The organism is Nocardioides sp. NPDC054178, assembly GCF_055585005.1.
Map to the genome: position 1 here is coordinate 59,209 of NZ_JBVJKY010000010.1, position 22,100 is coordinate 81,308.

Consider the following 22,100-nt stretch of genomic DNA (forward strand, 5'->3'; position numbering starts at 1 on the left):
CCGGATCAACCGGCCTCGCAGGTCACCTCGGCGACGTGCCACTCCTCGTCCTTGCCCTCTCCGGAGCGGGTGACGGCGAAGGTGAACACCGACCGGCCGCCATCGGGGGTCAGCTCCACCGTGGCACCGCTCTCGGTGAGGTCGGTGGAGGAGATGCGTACCTTCTCCAGGTGGCCGCGGGCGTCGGCGGTCTTCTCGGTGGGCGGGGTCTGGACCGAGGGGCAGGCCCGGGCCCACTGCGCCACCAGCTCCGGGTCGGCCTCGACCGTGGTCCAGCTGGTCGTCCGGGCGAACCGGCTCGCGGCCGACTCGGCCTGCTCGGTGGCGTGCTCGCGGAAGCGTGAGCGCGAGTAGCCGTAGCCGGCCACCGAGATCAGCACCCCGACCAGGACCAGGACTCCGACCTTGAGCGCGATCTCGCGCCACTCGCTGCTCTGCACGGGACGTTCCTACCACCAGCGGCCCCAGGACCCGAACCGGCTCGCGGATGAGAGAGCTCTCATGGTCGTCTCACGATCACCTCACCGCGGGCCGAGATGGTTCTTGCATGGCGCCGGGAACACCCGGGGCAGAACCTGAAGGGACGAATCATGAAGAAGCTTCCGATGATCCTTGGTACGGGCCTGGTCGGCGTGGTCGCGGCCGGTGTGCTCACCTACCAGAGCGCTGCCGCCGTCGATGGTGACGACTACGCCAAGCGCGAGGAGAAGTCCAACACCCAGGTGACCACCGTCGACGATGACGACGACAACGACGCCGACGACGTCACCCGCGACGCCGCCGGCAACGACACCGTGACCAACGGCACCGGCGTGACCCGGGCGACCAAGGACAACACCCGCGACAACACCCGCGACAACACGCGGGACAACACGCGGGACAACACCCGCGACAACACGCGGGACAACACCCGCGACAACACCAACGACCGGACCCAGGGCTGAGTCGAAGGATGACCGACACCTGGGGCCTGGTCCAGGGTGACGCGATCACCCCCGAGCTGACCGCGATGCGGCTGCTCGGGGGCGGCTCGTCGTACGAGGCCTTCCTGGCCTTCGACGAGGTCACCTACGGTCCGGTCGTGGCCAAGGTGCTGCGACCGGGGCTGGTCGAGAGCGAGACCAGCCGGAACGCGCTGCGGCGCGAGACCGACGCGCTGACGAACCTGAGGCACCCCGTCCTCGTCCGCGGACTGCGCGAGGACCTCGACGGGGAGCGGCCCTATGTCGTGATGGAGCATGTCGAGGGCCCCCGGCTCTCGACACTGATCCGTCGCCACGGGCGCCTGCCGGAGCAGCAGTACCTGCCGCTGGCGCTCGACCTCGCCTCGGTGCTGCACTACCTGCGCCGCTCCGGCTGGGTGCACCTCGACCTCAAGCCGAGCAACCTGATCATGGGCTCGCCGGCCCGGCTGATCGACCTCTCGGTTGCCCGGCCGGTCGCCGAGGCCGCCGCGCTGCGCCACGAGATCGGCACCGACGCCTACATGGCGCCCGAGCAGTGCCTGCCCGGTGAGCGCGGCGAGGTCGGCCCCGCCTCCGACGTGTGGGCGCTCGGCGCGACCCTCTTCCACGCCGTCACCGGCGAGCGGCCCTTCGCCCACGGCGACCCAGACGCTTCGGACCGCGCCGAGCGCTACCCGCAGCTCGTCTCCCGTCCCGGCGCCCTCCCCAGACGTACGCCGCCCGAGATCGTCAAGGTGATCGAGGCGTGCCTCGCCCCGGCCGCCGGTGACCGCCCGGCCCCGGCCGAGATCGCCGAGACCGTCTCGCCTCCCGTCGAGCGCCTCCCGCGCGCCTCCCTGGGCGGCCTGCGGATCGGCTGACGTCTCAGGGCTGGAAGCGGTAGCCCATGCCGCGGACGGTCTCGACCCGGGCCGAGCCCAGCTTCTTGCGCAGGTAGCCGACGTAGACGTCGACGACGTTGGAACCGGGGTCGAAGTCCATGCCCCAGGCCAGGTCGAGGAGCTGCGCGCGGGAGAGCACCTGCCCGGGATGCCGCAGCAGCACCTCGGCCAGGGCGAACTCGCGCGCGGAGAGGTCGCTCTCGCGCCCGTCGACCCGGAGCCGCCGCGTACGCAGGTCCAGGCCGACCGAACCGGAGCGGAGCTCGCCCACCTCGGCGTCGGTGTTGTCCTGCTGCCGCAGGCGTACGTTGATCCTGGCCCGCAGCTCGGCGAAGCGGAACGGCTTGGCCAGGTAGTCGTCGGCGCCGCCCTCGAGGGCGGAGACGGTGTCGTGCACCGAGTCGCGGGCGGTCAGCACCACCACGGGCATCCGGGAGCCCTGGGCGCGCAGCTGGTCGAGGACCTCGAAGCCGTCGATGGTCGGCAGCCCGATGTCGAGCACCATCAGGTCGAAGGCGCCGCTGAGCGCCTCCTCGAGTCCTTCGAGGCCGTCGGCGACGGTGCTGACCTGGTGGCCGTCAGCGCTCAGACCCTTGGCGAGGAAGGCCGCGATGCGGTCCTCGTCCTCGACGATCAGGATGCGGGCCATGCCTCTCCTTCGGTGCGTGCGGGCAGGGTGATCGTGAAGCGGGCGCCGGGAGGCGTCGCGTCCTCGACACCGACCGAGCCGCCGTGGGCGCCGGCGATGGCGGAGACGATGGCGAGCCCGAGACCGAGTCCGGGCCGGTCGCCCGAGCCGGTCTCGGCGCCGCGGGCGAACCGCTCGAAGATCCGGTCCCGGTCCTCGGCGGGCACGCCCGGCCCGGTGTCGCGCACCCACAGTCGCAGAGTGGCGTCGACGGCCGCCGAGCCGACCGCGATCCGGTCGCCGGGGGCGGTGTGGCCGGCAGCGTTGTCGCACAGCTGCAGCATCGCCTGGGTGATCCGCTGCGGGTCCAGGCGCCAGGTGCCGGGGGTGGCCGCGTCGAGGTGCCAGTCGCGGTCGGCCAGGGCGCTGGCCTTGGCGAGGATGTCCTCGGTGAGGGTGTCGACGTCGACCTCCTCCAGGGTGAGGAAGTCGGGACGGTCGTGCTTGGCCAGCAGGATCAGGTCGCCGACCAGCCGGCTCATCCGGTCGATCTCGTCGAGCGCCAGCCGCCGGGTCTGCTCGACCTCGGCCGGGTCGGACTCGTCGAGGAGCTCGAGGTGGCCACCGATGATCGTCAGCGGCGTACGCAGCTCGTGACCGGCGTCGTCGAGGAACTGGCGCTGGTCGGTGAACGCCTGCTCCAGACGGGCCAGCATGTCGTTGAAGTTCCTGGTCAGGGCCGAGATGTCGTCGTTGCCGGACTCGGGCAGCCGGGCGGAGAGGTCGGTGGCGCTGATCGCGCCGGTCGCCTGCCGCAGCCGGGTCAGCGGCGCCAGCAGGCGCCCGGACTGCCAGGCCGCGACCAGGGTGACCAGGAGGGCGAGGAGGCCGGCGACGATCGTGTACGTGCGCATCGTGCTGCGCAGCTCGGCGCGGTCCTCGTCGAGGTAGGAGACGACCAGGAGGGCGCCCTCGGTCGTGCCCGTGGCGGTGTCCTGCCGAACGGGCTGGCTGGTGATGCGTACCTCGCCGTCGGCGGTGTCGAGGTAGGTCGTCCCGCCGTCGACGACGAGATCGGCGACGGCCTCCCGGAACCGCGCGGTGGAGATCAGCGGGTCCTCGGGGAACTGCGCGCCCGGCTTGCCGTCCACCCAGGCGACGAGGAGCTCGTCGTCGTCGGGGACGTTGCGGCGCAGGAACGTGAGCAGCAGACCCTCGACGTCGTACGGCGCCCGGGTCTCGGGGTCGATGCCCTCGGTGCGCAGCCGGGAGAACTCGTCGAGCTCCTGCTCCATCTCCCGCGTGGTCGCGGCATCGACGCGGCCGAGCTCGACGGCGTAGACGATGAGACCGGCCCCGGCCAGGGCGAGGGTGACCAGGAGAGCGACGGAGGCCGTGATCCGGGCACGCACGGAGAGCCCCCGGCGCGGCGGTGGCGGTGTGGTCCCGGGTGGCTGGGGGTCAGTCGTCGTCATGGCGGTCGTCGTGGTCATCGTCGTCGTCATCATCATCGTCGACGGGACCAGGGGTCACGACCGGGACACCCGAGGGATCCGTGCTCGGAGAGGATCCGGTGCTCGGCGCGGACGGCGTGGCCGACTGCGAGGGCAGCACGACGGGCTCGCGCGGCGGCGGGTCGTTCTCGGAGGCTCCCGCGAAGGAGCCGGCGAGGTAGACCCCGACCGCCACGAGGACGACCAGCGGGAGAAGGAACTTCAGGGTGCGGGGCATGACCCTTCGATAGTGCCTGACCACCTGTCCGATGTGGGGGTCCATGAGAGACCTCTCATGGATACAGTGAGGCAGGTCACCGCATGCATCTGGAGGTAGCCAGTGTTCGTTCCGTTCAGCGTCAACGACTTCATCGACCGCGCCGCTTCGGTCTACGGCGAGCGGGTGGGCATCGTCGACGAGCCCGACCAGCCGGCCGCCTCCCTCGGGGAGGTGACGTACGCCGAGATGAAGTCGCTCGCGAAGCGGATGGCGGCCAAGCTCGACGAGCTCGGCATCGGGGTGGGGGAGCGGGTCGCGATCGTGTCCCACAACTCCGCCCGGCTGCTGACCGCGTTCTACGGCGTCGCCGGCTACGGCCGCATCCTGGTGCCCGTCAACTTCCGGCTGCGCCCCGACGAGGTCTCCTACATCGTGGAGCAGTCCGGCGCCTCGGTGCTCTGGGTCGATCCCGAGGTCGACGAGGCGCTGAAGGACGTGACCGCCAAGCATCGGTTCGTGCTCGGCGACGACGCCAACCTCTACGCCGCGGAGGGAGCCGAGCCGCAGCCGTGGGAGCCGGACGAGAACGCCACCGCGGCGATCAACTACACCTCCGGCACCACCGCCCGGCCCAAGGGTGTGCAGATCACCCACCGCAACATCTGGACCAACGCGATGACCTTCGCGCTGCACGCGGGCTGCACCGACCGCGACGTCTACCTGCACACGCTGCCGATGTTCCACGCCAACGGCTGGGGGATGCCGTTCGCTGCGACCGGTCTCGGCATCAAGCACATCGTGCTGCGCAAGGTCGACGGGATGGAGATCCTGCGCCGCGTCCGCGACCACGGCGTCACCTACATGTGCGCCGCCCCCGCGGTGGCCGCCGCCGTGCTCGACGCGCTGCCGCAGTGGCAGGCCACCGAGGGCGAGATCCCCGGACGGGACAAGGTGCGGATCATCATGGCCGGCGCGCCGCCGCCCACGAAGACGGTCGTCCGCGTCCAGGAGGAGCTCGGCTGGGAGTTCATCCAGATCTACGGCCTCACCGAGACCTCGCCGCTGCTGACCATCAACCGCACCCGCGCCGAGTGGGACGACCTCGACCCGATGGAGCAGGCCGCGAAGCTGACCCGCGCCGGCGCGCCCGCGATCGGGGTGAGCCTCGACATCTCGCCCGACAAGGAGGTCCTGGCCCGGTCCAACGTGGTGCTCGAGGGCTACTGGGAGAAGCCGGAGGAGACCGAGAAGGCGCTGGCCGACGGCTGGTTCCACACCGGCGACGGCGGCAGCATCGGCGAGGACGGCTACCTCACCATCTCCGACCGCATCAAGGACGTGATCATCACCGGCGGCGAGAACGTCAGCTCCGCCGAGGTGGAGGACGTCCTCTTCCTGCACCCCTCGGTCGCCGAGGTCGCCGTCATCGGCATCCCCAGCGAGAAGTGGGGCGAGACCATCCTGGCTCTCGTCGTCCTCGCCGAGGGTGCGGAGGCGACCCAGGAGGAGCTGATCGCCTGGTGCAAGGAGCGGGCCGCCGGCTACAAGGCGCCCACGGTCGTCGAGTTCCGCGACACCCTGGCCCGTACGGCCACCGGCAAGCTGCAGAAGTTCAAGCTCCGCGAGCCCTACTGGGGCGACCGCGACCGCAAGGTCAACTGACCCGCCGAGTGGGCGGATCGGGACTCCTGGAGGAGGGTGTCGACCTCGGTCAGGAGGAGCTCGGTCGCGTCGTCGGAGGCCGGGGGTGGGACGTACGCGGCGAGGCGGCGGGGGTCGTCGGCGGGGAGCGAGGAGATCAGGATGCGGCGGGGGTGGGCGGAGCCTCCGGTGACGAGATACTTCTGCCCGGGACGTACGCGGCTCGCCTCCGCCTCCAGATCTGCAGCCGCCGCAGCGGTCGCCTCCGCCGCGGCTGAGGGTGTCTCCGTGAGCGCGGTGCGCACGATGCGGCGCGGGTCGTACCGGCGTACGTCCAGGGCTTCCAGCTCCTCGCGCAAGATCCCGATCTCGCTCTCGGCGCGGGCCTTGGAGGTGTCGACGAAGCTCCGGAAGGAGCGGATCAGCTCGGCGAGGCGGTGGGTGTAGAGCGGGAGCCGCTGGGGGCCGATCACGAGGGCGGCGAGGATCGCGACGAGGAACAGCTTCTCGAAGCTCAGACCGAACATGGCCGGCTCCTTTCGACATGGCGGTCATGGACGTGGGTGATGAGGACGGCGGCGGCGAAGAGCGCCGACATCGGCGCGGCGACGAGGAACATCGAGAGGACGTCGGCAGCCGGTGTCACCAGCGCGCTGAACAGCACGATGACGACCACGATGGCGCGCCAGCCGCGCCGCAGGGTCTGCGAGGAGAGCAGGCCGAGCAGGTTGAGCACGACCACGAAGACCGGCAGCACGAAGGCGACCCCGATCGCGAGGACCATCTTCATCACGAAGTCGACGTAGTAGCCGGCGTTGAGGATGGTGCTGTCCTCGACCGAGGAGAACCCGGCGAGCATCTCGACCATGTGCGGGAAGAGCAGGAACCCGAAGGCGCAGCCGGCGGCGAAGAGCGGGATCGCGGCCGCGAGGAACCCGAAGGTGTAGCGGCGCTCGCGCCGGGTCAGACCCGGGGTGATGTACGCGAAGAGCTCGGCCAGCCACACCGGGCTGGAGAGGATCACGCCGGTGAAGAGCGCGATCTTGAGCTTGAGATCGAAGGCGCCGGTGACGGTGTCGTAGTTGAGGCTGGCGTCCTGGGACTGCGCGATCTGCTCCACGGGTGCGCGCAGGACCTCCAGGATCTGGTCGGACAGCCAGAAGCCCACGACCACGCCGATGAGGAGAGCCACCGCCGCCCGGATCCCACGCCTGCTCGCTTCACGCAGGTGGCCGGCGACGGGCATGGTCCCCTTGGCGGTGACCGTCGGGGTGTCCGGTGCGACGGCGGCGGTGGTCATGACGCCCTGCGGTCAGCCACGGCCTCGACCGTGGCGGGCTGCGCCTCGGCGGCGTCGTGGGTCTCGTCCTTGAGGATGCGTACGGACTGGCCGACGCTGCGGGCGAGGGCAGGCAGCTTGGCCGAGCCGAAGACGAGCAGGATGATGGCGAGGATGACGAGGGCGTGCCAGCCCGTGAGGTTCTGCAACATGGTGTTCTCCTTGGTCGGTTGTCGGGGTCAGTTGGACGGCATCTCGGGCGGGGTGCCGCCGTCGCCGCCCTGGGGCGGAGCGCCGCCCTCGCCGCCACCGCCGCCGGGAGCGGCACCCATGGTGGCCTCGGTCGTCGTGTCGACGGCGACCGCGAGTGAACCGGTGTAACCGGACTCCGCGTCGCCCTCGAACGTGCCCAGCTCCAGCTCATAGCCGTCGCTGAAGACGTTGTCGGTGTCGAGCGAGACCTGCGACATGTTGTCCGCCGAGCCGTCGTAGGTGTCGAGCTCGTAGATCGGGGTCAGCATGTCCTCGGGGAACGCCACCTGGGAGGTCGCGATCGCGTTGTCGCCGGTGGTCGCCGAGTCGGCGTCGGGATAGACCTCGAAGTGCATGTGCGTCCAGCGGCCGGAGTAGCAGCCGGGGACGATGGTCTTGAAGGTCACCTGACCGTTGGCGTCGGCGACCTGGACCCCACGGAGGTACGTCTCGTCCTCGACGCCTTCGGAGTACATCGAGTACTGGCCCTGGGCGTCGCACTGCCACAGGTAGACCGCGACGCCTTCGAAGGCCGCGTTGTCGTTGGCCATGTCCGTCACGGTGAAGGTGAACTCGAGCGGTACCCCGTCGACGGTCGTGCCGCCGTCCAGGCTGGAGGTGATGTCGCTGCGTACGATCCCGGACTCGGTCAGCACGTTGGTGCCGTTGGTCCCGTCGGCCGGGTAGGGGCCGTTGGTCTCCTGCGGGATCTCACCGTCGGAGGCCGTCGACGTCGTCGACCCCGCCGCGCCGGACCCCGAGGAGGTCGACCCCGAGCCCGACGAGCCCGACCCACAGGCGGCCAGGGCGGCCGCCCCGACGCCGACCCCGACGAGCCCGAGGACCCGGCGGCGGGTCAGCAGCGTCGAGATGTCGAAGCCGGCACCCTGGTCGACCACCTCCTCCTCGGGGCGGGACAGCAGGCGGCCCTCATAGGCGGGGCCTTCAGGGGTGTGCTCGGGTTCGGGTACGCGGCTCATCTGGTTCTCCTTGACGTCGGTCCTGGTGCGTTGACCTGACTCTGACGTCTGGATCCGTGAGGACCTCCTGCCCCGCCTGTGGGGTTCCTGTGAAAGCCGCCCAGGATCAGCCCAGGATCAGCCGAGGCCCGGACGCGGGGCGGACTGGAGCTGCGCCGCCTGCTCCTTGGACAGTTTCGAGGCGTAGCCGCAGTAGGTGCAGTCCATCCGGCGCGAGGTGCTGACGGGGAAGAGCGGGATGAAGAAGAGGGTGAACTTGTTGACGACCTCGAAGAGGCGATGGGCCGCCTGCTGGCGGCAGTGGGGACAGACCAGCGAGAGCGTGGCCAGCAGCCGCGTGTAGGTCTTGAGCCCGAAGATGATCATGACGACGAGTCTTGCACGCGATCAGAGCCGATGGACCTCGCGACCGTCGGCGTAGGTGTGGGTCACCCGGGTCCGGCCGAGGACGGTGGTGTCCGTGCCGAGGATGTCGTGGTCGACCACGACCAGGTCGGCCGCGTAGCGCACCTCGATCCGGCCCGTGGAGCCCTCGAGCCGGTTCAGATAGGCGGTTCCGGTGGTGTAGCCGGCCAGAGCCTCGGTGACCGTCAGCGCCTCCTCGGGCAGCAGCGGGGTGGCGTCGGAGGGCTGGTCGGGCGAGCGGCGGTTGACCGCGACGTGCATGCCGAGCAGCGGCGCCGGGTCGGAGACCGGCCAGTCGCTGCCGCACGCGATCCGGGCACCCGTACGCAGCAGCGACCCGAACACGTACTGCTGCTCGCGCGCGGCCGGTGGCAGGAACGGCAGGGTCAGCACCTCGACCGCCTCGTCCCGGCACGCCCACAGCGGCTGGATGTTGGCGGTGACCTCCAGGGCCGCGAACCGAGGGACGTCGGAGGCGTCGACGACCTGGACGTGGGCCAGGTGGTGTCGCAGACCGTTGGACCCGTTGGCCGTGCGCGCGTGCTCGATCGCGTCGAGGCTGTCGCGGACCGCCCGGTCACCGAGCGCGTGGATGTGGGCCTGGAACCCGTGGGCGTCCAGCGCCGCGACGTAGGTGGCCAGGGCGTCGGCCGGGATGAAGGAGAGCCCGCGGTTGTCGGTGGGCCGGCCGTGCGCGTCGAGGTAAGGCGAGAGCATCGCGGCCGTGTGCGTCTCGCAGACGCCGTCCTGCATCAGCTTCACGCTGCCGGCGTCCAGCCCCGCCCGAGCGGCCAGGGCGCGGCGCGAGACCAGCTCGGGCAGCTGCTCCAGGCCACGGTCGCGGTCCCACCACTGGGCGAGGACGACCTTCGCGGTGAGCTCGCCGGACTCCCGCGCGGCGAGATAGGTCGGCAGCGAGTCCGGCATCCCGAGCCCGTCGCCGACCAGCGCGTCCTGCCAGCCCACGATCCCGACGGAGTGGAGATGCCGCTGCGCGGTGAGCAGCGCCTCGGTCAGGTCGCTCGTGGTCGGGGCGGGGACCAGCGAGCCGACCAGCGCCATCGCGCCCTCGTGGAGTGCGCCGGTGGGCCGACCGGCGGCGTTGCGCTCGATGCGCCCGTCGGCGGGGTCGGGGGTGTGGGCGTCGATGCCGGCGATCTCGAGCGCGCGGCTGTTCACCCAGGCGGAGTGGTGGTCGCGGTTGGGCAGGAAGACCGGCCGGTCGGGAAGGAGCCGGTCGAGGGGCGCGGCGCTCGGCACCCCGCCCGGGAAGGAGTCCATCGACCAGCCGCCGCCGGTGACCCAGGCGCGATCCGGGTGGGCCGCGGCGTAGGACCCGATGGCGTCCAGGTAGCCCTCGAGCGTCGAGAGCCCGGTCAGGCCGCACTGGTTCATCTCCAGCCCGGCCTGGACCGGGTGCACGTGGGAGTCGTGGAAGGCGGGCAGCACCCACCGGCCCTCGAGCTCCTCGACGACGGTCTCGGGACCGACGAGCGCGTCGAGAGACGCGCCGACGGCCGCGATCCGCCCGTCCCGGACGGCGAGCGCCGCGTCCTCCCAGCGGCCCTCGCGCAGCACGCGGCCACCGCGCAGCAGCAGGTCCGCCGGGAGGGCGTGGGCACCCATCAGTTGACGGCCATGGTGTCGGTGACCGAGGAGCCCGAGCGCTTGAGCACCCAGGCCACCAGGCCGAGGACCAGGAGGGTGAAGACCAGCAGGATGGTGGAGACCGCGGCGATCTCGGGCTTGAGGCCCGAGCGGACCGAGGAGAGCACGTAGACGGGCCACGAGGTCGTGCCGGAGACGTTGATGAACGAGGAGATCACCGTGTTGTCCAGGCTCAGGGTGAAGGCGAGCAGCCCGCCGGCCAGGACCGCCGGGCCGACCAGCGGAAGGGTGATCTTGAAGAACGTCGCGACCGGCTTCGCGTAGAGGTCGGCCGAGGCCTCCTCCAGGGACGCGTCCAGCCCGACCAGGCGGGCACGGACGATGTAGGTGACGACCGCGGTCGCGAAGAGCGAGTGACCGATCACGAGGCGTACGTAGCCGTTGTTGAACGGCAGCAGCGACCAGTCCTGGCCGAGCGTCACGAACCAGGGGAGCAGCGCGATGCCGTCGACGATCTCGGGGGTCACCGAGACCAGCAGCAACAGCAGCGTGAAGGGGCCCGCCCACCGGCCGGGGAACCGGGCCATCGCGATCCCGGCCAGGGTGCCGAGCGCGCTCGCCAGGAGCGCGGCGATCACAGCGGTCTGCAGGGAGACCGCGACGGTGTGACGTACGGTCGGCCGTTCGATGATCGCGGTGAACGGCTGCAGGCTGAAGCCGTCCCAGGCGGTCAGCAGGCGGCCGCCGTTGAAGGAGTAGATGCCGATCACGATGATCGGGGCGAAGAGGAAGACGAAGACCAGCGTGGTCCACGCGCCGAGCGCGAGATTGGTCCCGGAGGGCCTGCTCATGCGGTCACCACCTCCTTGGTGGACAGCCTCGAGTCCGGAGGCGGGACGGTTCCGATGACCAGCTTGCTGCGCCTGTGCAGGAGCCAGCCCACGCCCCACAGCAGCGCGATGGCGAGGACGACGACGAGCATGGTGAGCAGGATGAGGACGACCGCCATGGCCGAGCCCAGCGCCCAGTTCTGCGCGGTCAGGAACTGGCTGGCGATCAAGGAGCCGACCATCGTGCCCTTGGCGCCGCCGAGGACCGCCGGGGTGACGTAGTCGCCCATCATCGGGATGAAGACCAGGATGACGCCGGCGATGATCCCCGGCCGCGCCAGCGGCAGCGTGACCTGGAAGAAGGTCCGCAGCCGGTCGGCGCCGAGGTCCTTGGACGCCTCGCCGAGCGCGCCGTCGACGCGGTCGAAGGCGACGTACATCGGCAGGATCATCAGCGGCAGATAGTTGTAGATCAGGCCCAGCAGCACCGCGCCGCGGGTGTTGAGCAGGTCGTGCGGGTCGGCGACCAGGCCGACATCGGTCAGGAACCCGGCCAGCGCGCCCTCGGAGGACAGGATCACCTTCCAGCCGATCGTCCGGATCAGGAACGAGGTCCAGTAGGGGACCATCACCAGGGCGACCAGCAGCCCGCGATGCTGTGCGGGGACCTTCTTCGCCATGAAGTACGCCGCCGGCAGCGCGATCAGCAGGCAGGCGACCGTCCCCAGCACGCTCATCCACAGCGTCGCCCGGAAGATCGTGAAGAAGGTCGGGCTGAACGCCTGGACGTAGCGGTCGAGCGACATCACCTCGTTGCTGTGGGTGCCGAACATCCCGGGCTTCTCGCCGAGGCTGAACCAGGCGATCTGCAGGAACGGCACCACGAAGAAGACCGTCAGCCACAGCCACGCCGGGACGGCGAGGACGAACCCGGGAAGCCGGCTGGACCCGCTCCTAGGCACTGGCGGCGGCCTTCAGCTTGTCGTAGACCTCCGTACGCCGGTCCTGAGCCTCGTTGACCGCGCCGTTCTTCATGGTGGCGAGCTGCTCCTCGGTGAAGAAGATCATCTCGGGCAGCTCGACCTTGCGCTCCTTGGCCAGCTCCTCGATGCCCAGCGCGCCGGTGTTGTAGCCGATGTAGTCCATCTCCAGGAAGGAGTTCTCCGGCTCCAGCACGAAGTCGAGGAACGCGTGCGCGGCCTCGGGGTGGGGCGCGCCGGTCGGGATGCACCAGTTGTCCATCCACAGCTCGGTCGTCGGGCCGGGCAGGACCCACTTCCAGCGGTCGGGCTGCTTGTGCTCGAGGATGCCGAGGCGGGAGTCGCCGTTCCAGTTCTGCATCAGCGCGAAGGTGTTCTGCTGCATCGCGCCGGTGGCCGGGTAGGAGTCGAAGCCGGCGATGTGCGGTGCCCACTTCTCGACCGCCTCGGCCTCGTAGGCGTCGTAGTCGGCCATGTCCTCGGTGTTCCAGTCGATGCCGTTGGCCCAGAAGTAGAGGCCGGCGACGCCCTGCGGGTCGTCGAGCAGCGAGGTGCGGCCCGAGGCCTCGTTCTGCATCGCGTCGATGAAGTCGTTCCACGTCACCAGGTCGCGCTTGATCAGCGTGGTGTCGTAGACGAACCCGGTGGTGCCCCAGCACTTGCACACGGAGTACTCGTTCTCCGGGTCCCAGTCCTGGCCGAGGAACTGCGGGTCCACCTTGGCCATGTTGGGGATCAGGTCCTTGTTGAGCGGGACGATGATCTCGTTCTCGATCAGCTGCGGGATGTAGACCCCGGTCGGCACCACGATGTCGTAGCCGCTGGTGCCCTCGGCCGCGACCAGCTTGGAGATCAGCTCCTCGTTGGACCCGTAGGAGTCGAGCGTCACCTTCGGGCCGGTCTTGCTGAACGCGTCGATCACCTCGGGGGAGTCGTAGTCGCCCCAGGTGTAGATCGACAGCGACTTCTCCACCGGCCCGCCGCTCGCGCCACCGCCCGGCTCGACCGCGCTGGAGGAACCGCCGCCCTCCGAGCCGCAGGCGCTCAGCGCGACGCCGGCACCGGCAAGAGCGGCCAGGCTCAGGAAGTGGCGCCGGGAGAGCTCCTGGCGGATCGCTCGCGCGCCGGCATGGCTGGCCAGGATGCGTACGTTGTTGTCCTTGTTCATCGGGGACTCCTAGCGGTGGTCTGGTGTGTCGAGGGGGAAGAGACGTACGTCCTCGGCGGCCCAGCCGCAGAGGACCTGGTCACCGGGGGCGAGCCGGGCGGCGCCGTGGGTGGGGCGGCGGACGAGGAGGCTCGTCTCCTCCGTCACCTTGACGAGGTACTGGATCACCTCGCCCAGCGGGGAGACCTGCAGGACCTCGCCGGCGACGGAGTTGAGGCCCTCGGCGACCGTGCCGGTCCCGTTCGCGGGCCCGATCGAGATCAGCTCCGGGCGGATCGCTGCCTGGTGGGGCTCGCCGGGCCTGCCGTCGGGCTTCGCGGGACCCTCGACGACCACGAACGGCGTCTCGACGGTGGTGCCGTCGGCGCTGACCTCGCCCTGCAGGAAGTTCTGCTGGCCGACGAAGCCGGCGACGTACGCACTGGCGGGCTGGTTGTAGACGGTGTCGGCGTCGGCCAGCTGCTCGATCCGCCCGGCGCGCATGATCGCGATCCGGTCGCTCATCGCGAGCGCCTCGTGCTGGTCGTGGGTGACGAAGACGAAGGTGATGCCGAGGCGGGACTGGAGGAGCTTGAGCTCGAGCTGCATCTCCTCGCGCAGCTGGCGGTCCAGGGCGCCCAGCGGCTCGTCGAGCAGCAGGACGCCGGGGCTGTTGACCAGTGCCCGGGCGAGCGCCACCCGCTGCTGCTGGCCGCCGGAGAGCTGGGTCGGTGAACGGTCGGCGAAGTCGAGCATGCGCACCATCCGCAGCGCCTCGACGACCCGCTCCCGGACCTCGGCCCTCGGGGTCCGGCGCTGCTGCAGACCGTAGGCGACGTTCTCCGCGACCGACTTGTGGGGAAACAGCGCATACGCCTGGAAGACTGTGTTCACGTCGCGCTGATAGGGCGCGAGCCTGACCACGTCCTTGCCGCCGATGACGATGCTGCCGGAGTCGGGCTTCTCGAACCCGGCGATCATGCGCAGCGTCGTGGTCTTGCCGCAGCCCGAGGGACCGAGCAGCGAGATGAACTCACCGGCCCGGATCTCCAGGTCGAGGCCGTCGACCGCCGTGGCCTGGCCATAGGTCTTGGTCAGGCCGTTGATCGTCACCGAGCCGGAGGATGGGTCCGGGGTAGCTTTCGTGGTCATCGCTGCTCCAGTCGATTGTTCACTTAGCGCTGCATTCCACCACAAGATTCCGGGAAAAGTACGGAATCGGTTGTAAAAGAACGGTTACGAACTGGATTCCGTGCTAGGTGCTGCCGCTGGGTGTGGGCCCGGTGGCGGGATCTAGGGTTTACACCATGCCGACCCCGCCGTCACTGTCTGCCGTCACCTCGTTGCTGGACGACTGGTATCCGCCCGCCACCGCCGACGACTGGGATGCTGTCGGGCTGGTCTGGGGCGAGCCTTCGCAGCCCGTCTCGAAGGTGCTTCTCGCCGTCGACCCCACCCTCCCGGTCGCCGAGGAGGCGGCCGCCTGGGGTGCGGACCTGGTCGTGGTCCATCATCCGCTCTTCCTCAAGGGGGTGCATGGCTTCGCGCCGACGACCCCCAAAGGGCGTACGCTCTCGACGCTCGTCTCCGCGCGGTGTGCCCTGCTGACCGCGCACACCAACGCCGACCAGGCGCTCGGCGGGGTCTCGGAGTCGCTGGCGCTCGCGCTCGGGCTGGGCTCGCTGCGGCCGCTGGTGCCGGGGCTCACCGACGAGGTCGGGACGGGCCGGGCCGGGACCGTGGAGCCGACCACGCTCGGCGCCTTCGCCGAGTCGGTGGCCGCCGCGCTGCCCGCCACCGCGGCCGGGATCCGGGTCGCGGGTGACCTGGACCGGCCGGTGTCCTCGGTGGCACTGTGCGGTGGTGCGGGTGACTTCCTGCTCGACCAGGTGGCTGCGTACGACGTCTACGTGACAAGTGATCTGCGCCACCATCCGGCCTCGGAGTTCCTCGAGAAGGGCGGTGCGCTGATCGACATCCCGCACTGGGCGGCGGAGTGGACCTGGCTGCCTGTCCTGGCGAGGCGACTTCGGGAGGCATTCGGAGATACGGTGGAGACCCGGGTCTCGGAGATCGTCACCGACCCGTGGACGCTGCGTCTGTAAGAACATCGTGTGTGAATAGCTGAGGAGAATCCGCTGAAAGCCGACCCGTTCGCCCAGGTGAAGCTGCTCGACGTCTGCGAGCTCGACTCGCGTGCGCTCCAGCTTCGCCACCGCCGTGCGCATCTGCCGCAGGCCGCCGTCGTGGCGGAGCTGCAGGCATCGAAGAAGACCACCGACGATGCCGTACGCGACGCCCGGGTCACCCGCGACGACCTCGAGCGCGTGCAGAAGAAGGCTGACGCCGACGTCGAGGCGGTCAAGACCCGCCGCCGGCGCGACCAGGAGCGGATGGACTCCGGAGCGATCAGCAGCGCCAAGGACCTCGAGCGCATGCAGCACGAGCTGGCCACCCTCGACCGCCGGATCTCGGTGCTCGAGGACGAGGAGCTCGAGGTCATGGAGCAGCTCGAGGAGGCTCAGGCGAACGTGACCCGGCTCGAGGCCGAGCTCGCCGAGATCACCGAGAAGCTCGCGGTCGCCGTCGACTCCGTCGATGTCGAGACCTCGAAGATCGACGGCGAGCTCGCCGGGGTCGCCGAGGAGCGGACGCCGGCGCTCGAGGGCATCCCCGAGGACCTCCTCGCCCTCTACGACCGGCTGAGCTCGAAGATGGGTGTCGGTGCCGCCGAGCTGCGCGCCCGCCGCTGCGGCGGCTGCAACCTCCAGCTCGACCCCGCCGAGATCTCCCGCATCCGCGGCCTCGCCGCCGACGAGGTCGTCCGCTGCGAGGAGTGCTCCCGGATCCTGGTCCGCACCGCCGAGTCCGGCCTGTGAGCACGTCGTCCACGTCGTCCGCCTCGCGTGGATGGAGTGCGGGGGCGGCCGCGACGACCCTTGTCCTGGTACGCCACGGCGTCACCAAGCACACGGCGTCCAAGGCCTTCTCCGGCGGGCTCGGCGGCGACAACCCACCGCTGACCCAGGAGGGCCGCGAGCAGGCGCTACTGACCGCGGAGTGGCTCAAGCCGCTCGCGCCCGCGGTCGACGCCGTGGTGACCTCGCCGGTCCTGCGGGCCGCCGAGACCGGTGAGATCCTCGCCGGCGCGCTCGGCGCCCGGCTCGAGGAGGAGCCGGCGTTCGCGGAGATCGAGTTCGGGAAGTGGGAAGGGCTCACCTTCGCCGAGGTCGCCGAGCGGTTCCCCGACGAGATGAAGACCTGGATGGGCGCGACCGCGGTCGCGCCGCCTGGCGGGGAGTCGTTCGACGCCGCCCAGGCGCGGGTGCTCGACGGGCTCTCGCGGGTGCTCGAGGCCCACGCCGGCCAGACCGTCGTGGTCACCTCCCACGTCTCGCCGATCAAGCTGATCGTCGCTCACGCGCTGGGCACCCCGATCAGCGGCGTCTTCAAGATGGAGCTCTCGCCCGCATCGGTGACCGTGGTCTCCTTCTACGCCGACGGCCGCGCCTCCATGCGCCTCTTCAACGGCCTCCCGGTCGCCCGCGACCCCTTCGCCACCGGCACCTTCTGACGCTGAACTGACGCCGAGTCGGCGCGTCTGTCCCGGATTCCAGCGCCGAGTCGGCGCGTCTGTCTCATCGTCGTGGGACAGACGCGCCGACTCGACGGTCCTGGATGGGACAGACGCGCCGACTCGGCGGGGTTCTTGTCAGATCTCGGTGACGATCACGTCTAGCTGGGTGCCCTTCTTCGTCGGGGCGCCTTCCTCCACGCTCCAGCCGAGGTCGCGGAAGGCTTCGGCGAGCTTGGCGGGGGTACGGGGGTTGGCGCCGGACTCGAGCAGAGCGCGGACGAGGCGGCCTTTGGTGGCCTTGTTGAAGTGGCTGACCACCTTGCGCTGCCCGTTGTGCTCGTGGAGCACGCGGACGGTGGCGGTGCGGGCGGGCACGGTGCTCGACCCTTCGGCGTCGGGGCGCCAGAACGCGGCGTACGTCCCGGACCGCAGGTCCACGAGCAGGCCGTCGCCGAGGGCCTCGGTCATCCCGGCGCCGAGGTGTGCGCGCCAGTGTGCCTGGATGCCGCCGATGCCGGGGAGGGTGGTGTCGCCCGAGAGACGGTACGCCGGGATCCGGTCGGCCAGGCCGACGAGGCCGAACACGGAGCTGGTCACCATGACCCGGCCGGTCGCGCGGCGCTTGGCGGCCGGCGACAGGGTCGCGGGGGAGAGGGCGTCGTAGAGGACGCCGGTGTAGATCCGGTCGGCGCGCGCGGTGGGGGCATCGTTCAGTCCGGCGTTCAGAGTGACGAGCTCGGGCTGGGTCTTCGGGATGCCGAGGATGTCGACGGCCTCCTCCGGGCGCGTGCTGCAGAGCTCGACGAGCGCGTCGATGACCTTGGCGCGGGCCGGGTTGAGCACCGGGAGGTGGAGGTCGTCGAGCGCGAGCGGGTTGCCGCGTACGGCCGCGGTCTTGCCCTCCGAGGGCGGCAGCAGGATCAGCACGGGACTATGGTGCCGCCCGGCGCCGGGATGGCCGAATCGAGGATTGGGTATCTTTCAAAGGGTCCGTGACCTGGGATAACGCGCGTGCCTACGTTGCCATCATGATCGTCCTGGCCGCCGAGCCCACCTCCGGGCCCAACCTCGGGGCCATCCTCCTCGTGGCCATCGTCCTCGGGGCGTTCTGGATGATCCAGGACCTCTCGAAGAAGTCCAGGGCCCGCTCGGAGCATCTCAGGGCGAAGCGGTCGCTGACCTCTTCCCAGCGCAAGGCGCTGGCCAGGATCGACAGGTCGGCGAAGGCGTACAACGGGGCCAAGAAGGACCTGTGGGGCCAGTTCGCGGCCTTCAAGGGCAACCCGAAGGCGTTCGGCAAGGACGCCGCCGCGCTGCACAAGGCGTACAAGGCCTCCAAGAAGAAGTAGCAACTACAGTTCGGCCATGGGCTCCGCACGCATCATCCGGGTGGCCAGCGCCGACGACGGTGTCGCCGCCGCCACGCTCCGAGACGGGATCGCCGCGCTCCAGGCCGAGCTGGGAGTGACCCCCGAGTTCCCGCCGGAGGTGGAGGCGGCCGCGGCCGCCGCGGCGGCCGCCCCGAGGCTTCCCGAGCTGGACCGCACCGACCTGCCGTTCGTCACGATCGACCCCGAGACGTCGATGGACCTCGACCAGGCGCTCCACCTGGAGCGCGACGGCGAGGGCTACGTGGTGCACTACGCGATCGCCGACGTGGCGGCCTTCGTGACGCCGGGCGACCCCGTGGACCTGGAGGCCAACAAGCGCGGCGAGACGCTCTACGCCGCTGACGCGAAGATCCCGCTGCACCCCAAGGTGCTCTCCGAGGACGCCGCCTCGCTGCTCCCGGACCAGGTACGCCCCGCGCTGCTGTGGACCCACCGGCTCGATCCGACCGGCGAGGGGACCGACACCGTCGTCGAGCGCGCGCTGGTGAGGTCGCGGGCCAAGCTCTCCTACGCCGGTGTGCAGAAGATGTTCGACGGGGAGGGGTTCGGCGAGGCCGACTACGCCGAGTCGCTCGAGCTGCTCAAGGAGATCGGCGAGAAGCGGATCGCCCTCGAAGCCGCCCGTGGCGGGGTGAACCTGCCGCTGCGCGACCAGGAGATCTCGGTCGAGGGCGATCGCTGGTCGCTGGAGTACCGCGACCTGCTGCCCGTCGAGAACTGGAACGCCCAGATCTCGCTGCTCACCGGCTTCGCGGCGGCGGACCTGATGGTCTACGCCCGCGTCGGACTGCTGCGTACCCTCCCCGAACCCGACCCCCGAGACGTCCAGCGCCTGCACCGCACCGCACGCGCGCTCGGGCTGGAGTGGCCCGCGGAGATGCTCTACCCCGACTTCATCCGCTCGCTCGACGGCAGGAACGGCAAGCACGCCGCGATGGCGATCGCGTGCACCCGGCTGCTGCGCGGGAGCGGGTACGCCTCGTTCAACGGCGAGCTTCCCGAGCTGACCGAGCACTCGGCGCTGGCGAACGAGTACATGCACGTGACGGCCCCGCTGCGCCGGCTGATCGACCGCTACGCCGGCGAGGTCTGCCTGGCGCTGTGTGCCGACGAGCCGGTTCCCGAGTGGGTCACCAGCGCGTTCACCACCCTGCCGGAGACGATGCGCTCCTCCTCGCGCGCCAGCGGTGCCTACGAGCGTGGCGTCGTCGACCTCGTCGAGGCCGGGCTGCTGTCCAAGCGGGTGGGGGAGACCTTCGCCGCGGTGGTGGTCGAGGTCGACGACGAGGACAAGCAGAAGGGCTCGATCACCGTCGAGGAGCCGGCCATCGAGGCCCGGGTCACGGGCGCGACGGCCCTCCCGCTCGGCGAGGAGGTCCAGGTGCGGCTGGAGACGGCCGACGTCGTCGCCCGGAAGGTCGGCTTCACCCTCGCCTGACCTCCCGGGCGTGCGTCGTTCGTCGGTCAGGAGATCAGCTCGTCGAGACGGTTGTAGACCTCGGCCGAACCCTCGATCACCCGGCTGTGCTCGCCCTCGATGGAGACGGGTACGTCACCTTGGACGGTGATGCGCCGCACCTCGCGCGGCAGCTCGTCGAAGTCGGCGACGGCGTAGTGCTGGGTGGCGCGGTTGTCCCAGATCGCGACGTCGCCCTGCTGCCAGTGCCAGCGGACGGTGTTCTCCAGGGCGGTGACCCGGTCCTGGAGGAGGTTGAAGAGGATCGCGCTCTCCTTCTGGTTCAGGCCGCTGAAGTGCTTGACGAAGTGGCCCAAGACGAGCGTGCGCTCGCCGGTCTCGGGGTGGATCCGGACCGCGGGGTGCTCGGTCCGGTAGATCGTCGAGACGAACTCCTCCCGCTTGCGTGCGGCCACGTCGTCGGTGGACGCAGCCTCGTCGGGGCGTACGTAGTCGTAGTCGTTGGAGTGGACCGCCCACAGGTTGTCGACCAGCGCCTTGAGCTGGGGGTGGAGCCGCTCGTAGGCGGTGGCGGTGTTGGCCCAGACGGTGTTGCCGCCGTACTCGGGGATCTCGGCACCGCGCAGGATCGAGAACGCCGGCGGCCGGTCGACGAAGGTGACGTCGGTGTGCCAGGAGTTGGCGGCCATGCCGCGGTTGGCCTTGAGGGTCAGGACGCGGGCGCTCCCGGTGTTCACGGTCGGGTGGGCGGTCGTCAGCGGGCCCAGGCGCTCGCCGAACGCGATCTGCGCGCGGTCGTCGAGATGGTCCTGACCGCGGAAGAAGACGACCTTGTTCTCCAGGATCGCGGACCGGATCTCGGCGATCGTCTCGGCGGGGAGGTCGCCGGAGAGCGTGACGCCGTCGATGCGGGCCCCGATCCGGCCGCCGACCTTGTGGACGGTGAGCTCGTTGACGGGTGATGCTTCGGTGATGGTCATGCGTGGTCTCCTCTGACGGCGTCGATTCGATCTGAATAAAGTCTAGTGAAATACATGACTTAAGACCACCGGTGTCTCACGAGATGTTTGGGCGCTCCGACCGGTGATGCCGATGGAGGCGGCCGATATCGTGCGCTCATGACGCTCGCCACACCCGAGACCGTGTTCACCTATGGCTCCCCGCAGCTCAAGTTCGGCACCGGCGCATCGGCCGAGATCGGCTACGACCTCGCGTCGCTGGGCGCCCGCCGCGCCCTCGTGGTCACCGATCCCGGCATCTCCGCGACCGGACTGCCGCAGCGGGTGGCCGAGCAGATGAAGGCGTACGACGTCACCGCCGTGGTCTTCGACGGCGTGCACGTCGAGCCGACCGACGAGAGCATGCGGGCGGCGGTGGAGTTCGCTCGCGAGAACGGGCCGTTCGACGCGATCGTGGCGGTCGGGGGCGGGTCGAGCATCGACACCGCCAAGGCGGTCAACCTGCTGATCACCAACGACGGTTCGCTGGAGGACTATCTGAATGCTCCGGTGGGCCGCGGGCTCGCGCCGGCGAATCCGTTGCTGCCGCTGGTCGCGGTGCCGACGACCACCGGGACCGGGGCGGAGTCGACCACCGTGTGCGTGCTCGACGTGCTCTCGCTCAAGGTGAAGACCGGGATCTCGCACGCGCGCCTGCGGCCGACGCTGGCCGTCGTCGACCCCGACCTGATGATGACCCAGCCGGCCGGGGTGACCGCCGCGTCGGGGATGGACATCCTGTGTCACGCGCTGGAGAGCTACACCGCGCGCCCCTACACCTCCTACGACCGCAAGGAGCCCGCCCAGCGGGTGCCCTACTGCGGCGCCAACCCGATCTCCGACATGTGGTCGGAGAAGGGCCTGTCCCTGCTGGCCGGCTCGTTCCGGCAGGCCGTCGCGCACGGCGACGACTCCCTCGCCCGCGGCGACATGGCGTTCGCGGCGACCTTCGCCGGCCTGGGCTTCGGCAACGCCGGGGTGCACATCCCGCACGCGTGCGCCTACCCGATCGCCGGGCGGGTGCGTGACTTCCACCCGGCGGACTACCCCGGGGACGAGGCGCTGGTGCCGCACGGGATGGCGGTGTCGCTGACGGCCCCGGAGGCGTTCCGCTACACCTTCGACGCCGCTCCCGAGCGACACCTCCGTGCGGCCCGGCTGCTGGCGCCGGGTTTCGACGAGTCGAAGGAGGAGCCGCGTGACGTGCTTCCTCGGGTGCTCGCCGACCTGATGCGCGACATCGGGATCCCGGCGGGGATCGGCGAGGTCGGCTACGTCTCCGCGGACATCCCGGATCTGGTCGAGGGCGCGCTCAAGCAGCAGCGGCTGCTCGCCACCGCGCCGAAGCAGCCGTCGGCGGAGGACCTGACCGGGATCTTCGAGAGGTCCATCACGCTCTGGTGAGGAA

At 70.3% G+C, this 22,100-nt stretch carries 25 protein-coding genes; 9 read left to right on the forward strand and 16 right to left on the reverse strand.

What is annotated here, in order from left to right:
• Nucleotides 1-5: 5 nt before the first annotated feature.
• Nucleotides 6-440: a hypothetical protein gene (locus ACZ6WN_RS27640; RefSeq protein ID WP_465869349.1), complete on the reverse strand. Its 435-nt coding sequence runs from the start codon at nt 438-440 to the stop codon at nt 6-8.
• A gap of 150 nt (nt 441-590) precedes the next feature.
• On the opposite strand from ACZ6WN_RS27640, the gene ACZ6WN_RS27645 reads away from it, so the two are divergent.
• Nucleotides 591-944, forward strand: a complete 354-nt coding sequence (locus ACZ6WN_RS27645) for a hypothetical protein (protein WP_465869350.1) — start codon at nt 591-593, stop codon at nt 942-944.
• A gap of 8 nt (nt 945-952) precedes the next feature.
• The gene (locus tag ACZ6WN_RS27650) at nt 953-1,825 is read left to right on the forward strand and encodes a serine/threonine-protein kinase (protein ID WP_465869351.1); all 873 of its coding nucleotides are present in this window, start codon (nt 953-955) and stop codon (nt 1,823-1,825) included.
• A 4-nt stretch (nt 1,826-1,829) separates the two neighbouring features.
• Here the strand turns inward: ACZ6WN_RS27650 and ACZ6WN_RS27655 are convergent, their stop codons facing one another.
• Genes ACZ6WN_RS27655 through ACZ6WN_RS27665 form a run of 3 tightly spaced genes read right to left on the reverse strand, consistent with a single transcriptional unit; the run spans nt 1,830 to nt 4,205 of the window.
• Nucleotides 1,830-2,495, reverse strand: coding sequence for a response regulator transcription factor (locus tag ACZ6WN_RS27655; protein WP_350666096.1), 666 nt, complete (start codon nt 2,493-2,495; stop codon nt 1,830-1,832).
• Entirely contained in the window at nt 2,480-3,949 is a 1,470-nt protein-coding gene (locus ACZ6WN_RS27660; protein WP_465869353.1) for a sensor histidine kinase, read from the reverse strand. Before ACZ6WN_RS27660 ends, ACZ6WN_RS27655 begins: the two co-directional genes overlap by 16 nt.
• Nucleotides 3,936-4,205, reverse strand: a complete 270-nt coding sequence (locus tag ACZ6WN_RS27665) for a hypothetical protein (protein WP_465869354.1) — start codon at nt 4,203-4,205, stop codon at nt 3,936-3,938. Before ACZ6WN_RS27665 ends, ACZ6WN_RS27660 begins: the two co-directional genes overlap by 14 nt.
• A 102-nt stretch (nt 4,206-4,307) precedes the next feature.
• Between ACZ6WN_RS27665 and ACZ6WN_RS27670 the strand changes: the two genes are divergently transcribed.
• The gene (locus ACZ6WN_RS27670; RefSeq protein ID WP_465869355.1) at nt 4,308-5,849 is read left to right on the forward strand and encodes an AMP-binding protein; all 1,542 of its coding nucleotides are present in this window, start codon (nt 4,308-4,310) and stop codon (nt 5,847-5,849) included.
• On the opposite strand, the gene ACZ6WN_RS27675 is transcribed toward ACZ6WN_RS27670, so the two are convergent.
• The 10 genes from ACZ6WN_RS27675 to ACZ6WN_RS27720 form a co-directional block, all read right to left on the reverse strand.
• Entirely contained in the window at nt 5,816-6,355 is a 540-nt protein-coding gene (locus ACZ6WN_RS27675) for a twin-arginine translocase TatA/TatE family subunit (protein WP_465869357.1), read from the reverse strand. The two genes, ACZ6WN_RS27670 and ACZ6WN_RS27675, sit on opposite strands and share 34 nt — an antisense overlap.
• Complete coding sequence (gene tatC, locus ACZ6WN_RS27680; RefSeq protein WP_465869358.1) at nt 6,343-7,128, reverse strand: twin-arginine translocase subunit TatC; 786 nt, start codon at nt 7,126-7,128, stop codon at nt 6,343-6,345. Before tatC ends, ACZ6WN_RS27675 begins: the two co-directional genes overlap by 13 nt.
• Complete coding sequence (locus ACZ6WN_RS27685; protein ID WP_465869360.1) at nt 7,125-7,319, reverse strand: Sec-independent protein translocase subunit TatA/TatB; 195 nt, start codon at nt 7,317-7,319, stop codon at nt 7,125-7,127. The genes tatC and ACZ6WN_RS27685 overlap by 4 nt, the downstream gene beginning before the upstream one ends.
• A gap of 27 nt (nt 7,320-7,346) precedes the next feature.
• Entirely contained in the window at nt 7,347-8,339 is a 993-nt protein-coding gene (locus tag ACZ6WN_RS27690; protein ID WP_465869362.1) for an intradiol ring-cleavage dioxygenase, read from the reverse strand.
• Between the two features lie 117 nt (nt 8,340-8,456).
• Nucleotides 8,457-8,705, reverse strand: a complete 249-nt coding sequence (locus ACZ6WN_RS27695; RefSeq protein WP_465869363.1) for a zinc-ribbon domain-containing protein — start codon at nt 8,703-8,705, stop codon at nt 8,457-8,459.
• Between the two features lie 21 nt (nt 8,706-8,726).
• Complete coding sequence (locus ACZ6WN_RS27700) at nt 8,727-10,370, reverse strand: amidohydrolase (protein ID WP_465869364.1); 1,644 nt, start codon at nt 10,368-10,370, stop codon at nt 8,727-8,729.
• Nucleotides 10,370-11,203, reverse strand: coding sequence for an ABC transporter permease (locus tag ACZ6WN_RS27705; protein ID WP_465869366.1), 834 nt, complete (start codon nt 11,201-11,203; stop codon nt 10,370-10,372). Before ACZ6WN_RS27705 ends, ACZ6WN_RS27700 begins: the two co-directional genes overlap by 1 nt.
• Nucleotides 11,200-12,144, reverse strand: coding sequence for an ABC transporter permease (locus tag ACZ6WN_RS27710; RefSeq protein ID WP_465869367.1), 945 nt, complete (start codon nt 12,142-12,144; stop codon nt 11,200-11,202). Before ACZ6WN_RS27710 ends, ACZ6WN_RS27705 begins: the two co-directional genes overlap by 4 nt.
• Nucleotides 12,137-13,330 carry a polyamine ABC transporter substrate-binding protein gene (locus ACZ6WN_RS27715; protein ID WP_465869369.1) on the reverse strand — a complete coding sequence of 398 codons (1,194 nt, stop codon included), beginning with the start codon at nt 13,328-13,330 and terminating at the stop codon, nt 12,137-12,139. Before ACZ6WN_RS27715 ends, ACZ6WN_RS27710 begins: the two co-directional genes overlap by 8 nt.
• 9 nt (nt 13,331-13,339) lie before the next feature.
• Entirely contained in the window at nt 13,340-14,461 is a 1,122-nt protein-coding gene (locus ACZ6WN_RS27720) for an ABC transporter ATP-binding protein (protein ID WP_465869370.1), read from the reverse strand.
• Between the two features lie 155 nt (nt 14,462-14,616).
• On the opposite strand from ACZ6WN_RS27720, the gene ACZ6WN_RS27725 reads away from it, so the two are divergent.
• From ACZ6WN_RS27725 to ACZ6WN_RS27735, 3 genes are read left to right on the forward strand one after another with little or no spacing between them, the layout of a single operon-like run.
• Complete coding sequence (locus tag ACZ6WN_RS27725; protein WP_465869371.1) at nt 14,617-15,414, forward strand: Nif3-like dinuclear metal center hexameric protein; 798 nt, start codon at nt 14,617-14,619, stop codon at nt 15,412-15,414.
• Nucleotides 15,415-15,471: 57 nt separating this feature from the next.
• Entirely contained in the window at nt 15,472-16,188 is a 717-nt protein-coding gene (locus ACZ6WN_RS27730) for a zinc ribbon domain-containing protein (protein WP_465869373.1), read from the forward strand.
• Nucleotides 16,185-16,883: a histidine phosphatase family protein gene (locus ACZ6WN_RS27735; RefSeq protein WP_465869374.1), complete on the forward strand. Its 699-nt coding sequence runs from the start codon at nt 16,185-16,187 to the stop codon at nt 16,881-16,883. The genes ACZ6WN_RS27730 and ACZ6WN_RS27735 overlap by 4 nt, the downstream gene beginning before the upstream one ends.
• Before the next feature lie 138 nt (nt 16,884-17,021).
• On the opposite strand, the gene yaaA is transcribed toward ACZ6WN_RS27735, so the two are convergent.
• Nucleotides 17,022-17,813 carry a peroxide stress protein YaaA gene (yaaA, locus tag ACZ6WN_RS27740; protein ID WP_465869376.1) on the reverse strand — a complete coding sequence of 264 codons (792 nt, stop codon included), beginning with the start codon at nt 17,811-17,813 and terminating at the stop codon, nt 17,022-17,024.
• A gap of 101 nt (nt 17,814-17,914) precedes the next feature.
• Here yaaA and ACZ6WN_RS27745 point away from each other — a divergent pair, with 101 nt between their 5' ends.
• Together ACZ6WN_RS27745 and ACZ6WN_RS27750 are read left to right on the forward strand one after the other, a co-directional pair.
• On the forward strand, nt 17,915-18,235 hold the full coding sequence (locus ACZ6WN_RS27745; protein WP_465869378.1) for a hypothetical protein: 321 nt from the start codon (nt 17,915-17,917) through the stop codon (nt 18,233-18,235).
• Nucleotides 18,236-18,251: 16 nt separating this feature from the next.
• Nucleotides 18,252-19,715 carry an RNB domain-containing ribonuclease gene (locus ACZ6WN_RS27750; protein WP_465869380.1) on the forward strand — a complete coding sequence of 488 codons (1,464 nt, stop codon included), beginning with the start codon at nt 18,252-18,254 and terminating at the stop codon, nt 19,713-19,715.
• Between the two features lie 26 nt (nt 19,716-19,741).
• Here the strand turns inward: ACZ6WN_RS27750 and ACZ6WN_RS27755 are convergent, their stop codons facing one another.
• Complete coding sequence (locus tag ACZ6WN_RS27755) at nt 19,742-20,674, reverse strand: TauD/TfdA dioxygenase family protein (protein ID WP_465869382.1); 933 nt, start codon at nt 20,672-20,674, stop codon at nt 19,742-19,744.
• 138 nt (nt 20,675-20,812) lie between these two features.
• On the opposite strand from ACZ6WN_RS27755, the gene ACZ6WN_RS27760 reads away from it, so the two are divergent.
• Nucleotides 20,813-22,096 carry a hydroxyacid-oxoacid transhydrogenase gene (locus ACZ6WN_RS27760; protein ID WP_465869383.1) on the forward strand — a complete coding sequence of 428 codons (1,284 nt, stop codon included), beginning with the start codon at nt 20,813-20,815 and terminating at the stop codon, nt 22,094-22,096.
• The last annotated feature ends 4 nt before the right edge of the window (nt 22,097-22,100 follow it).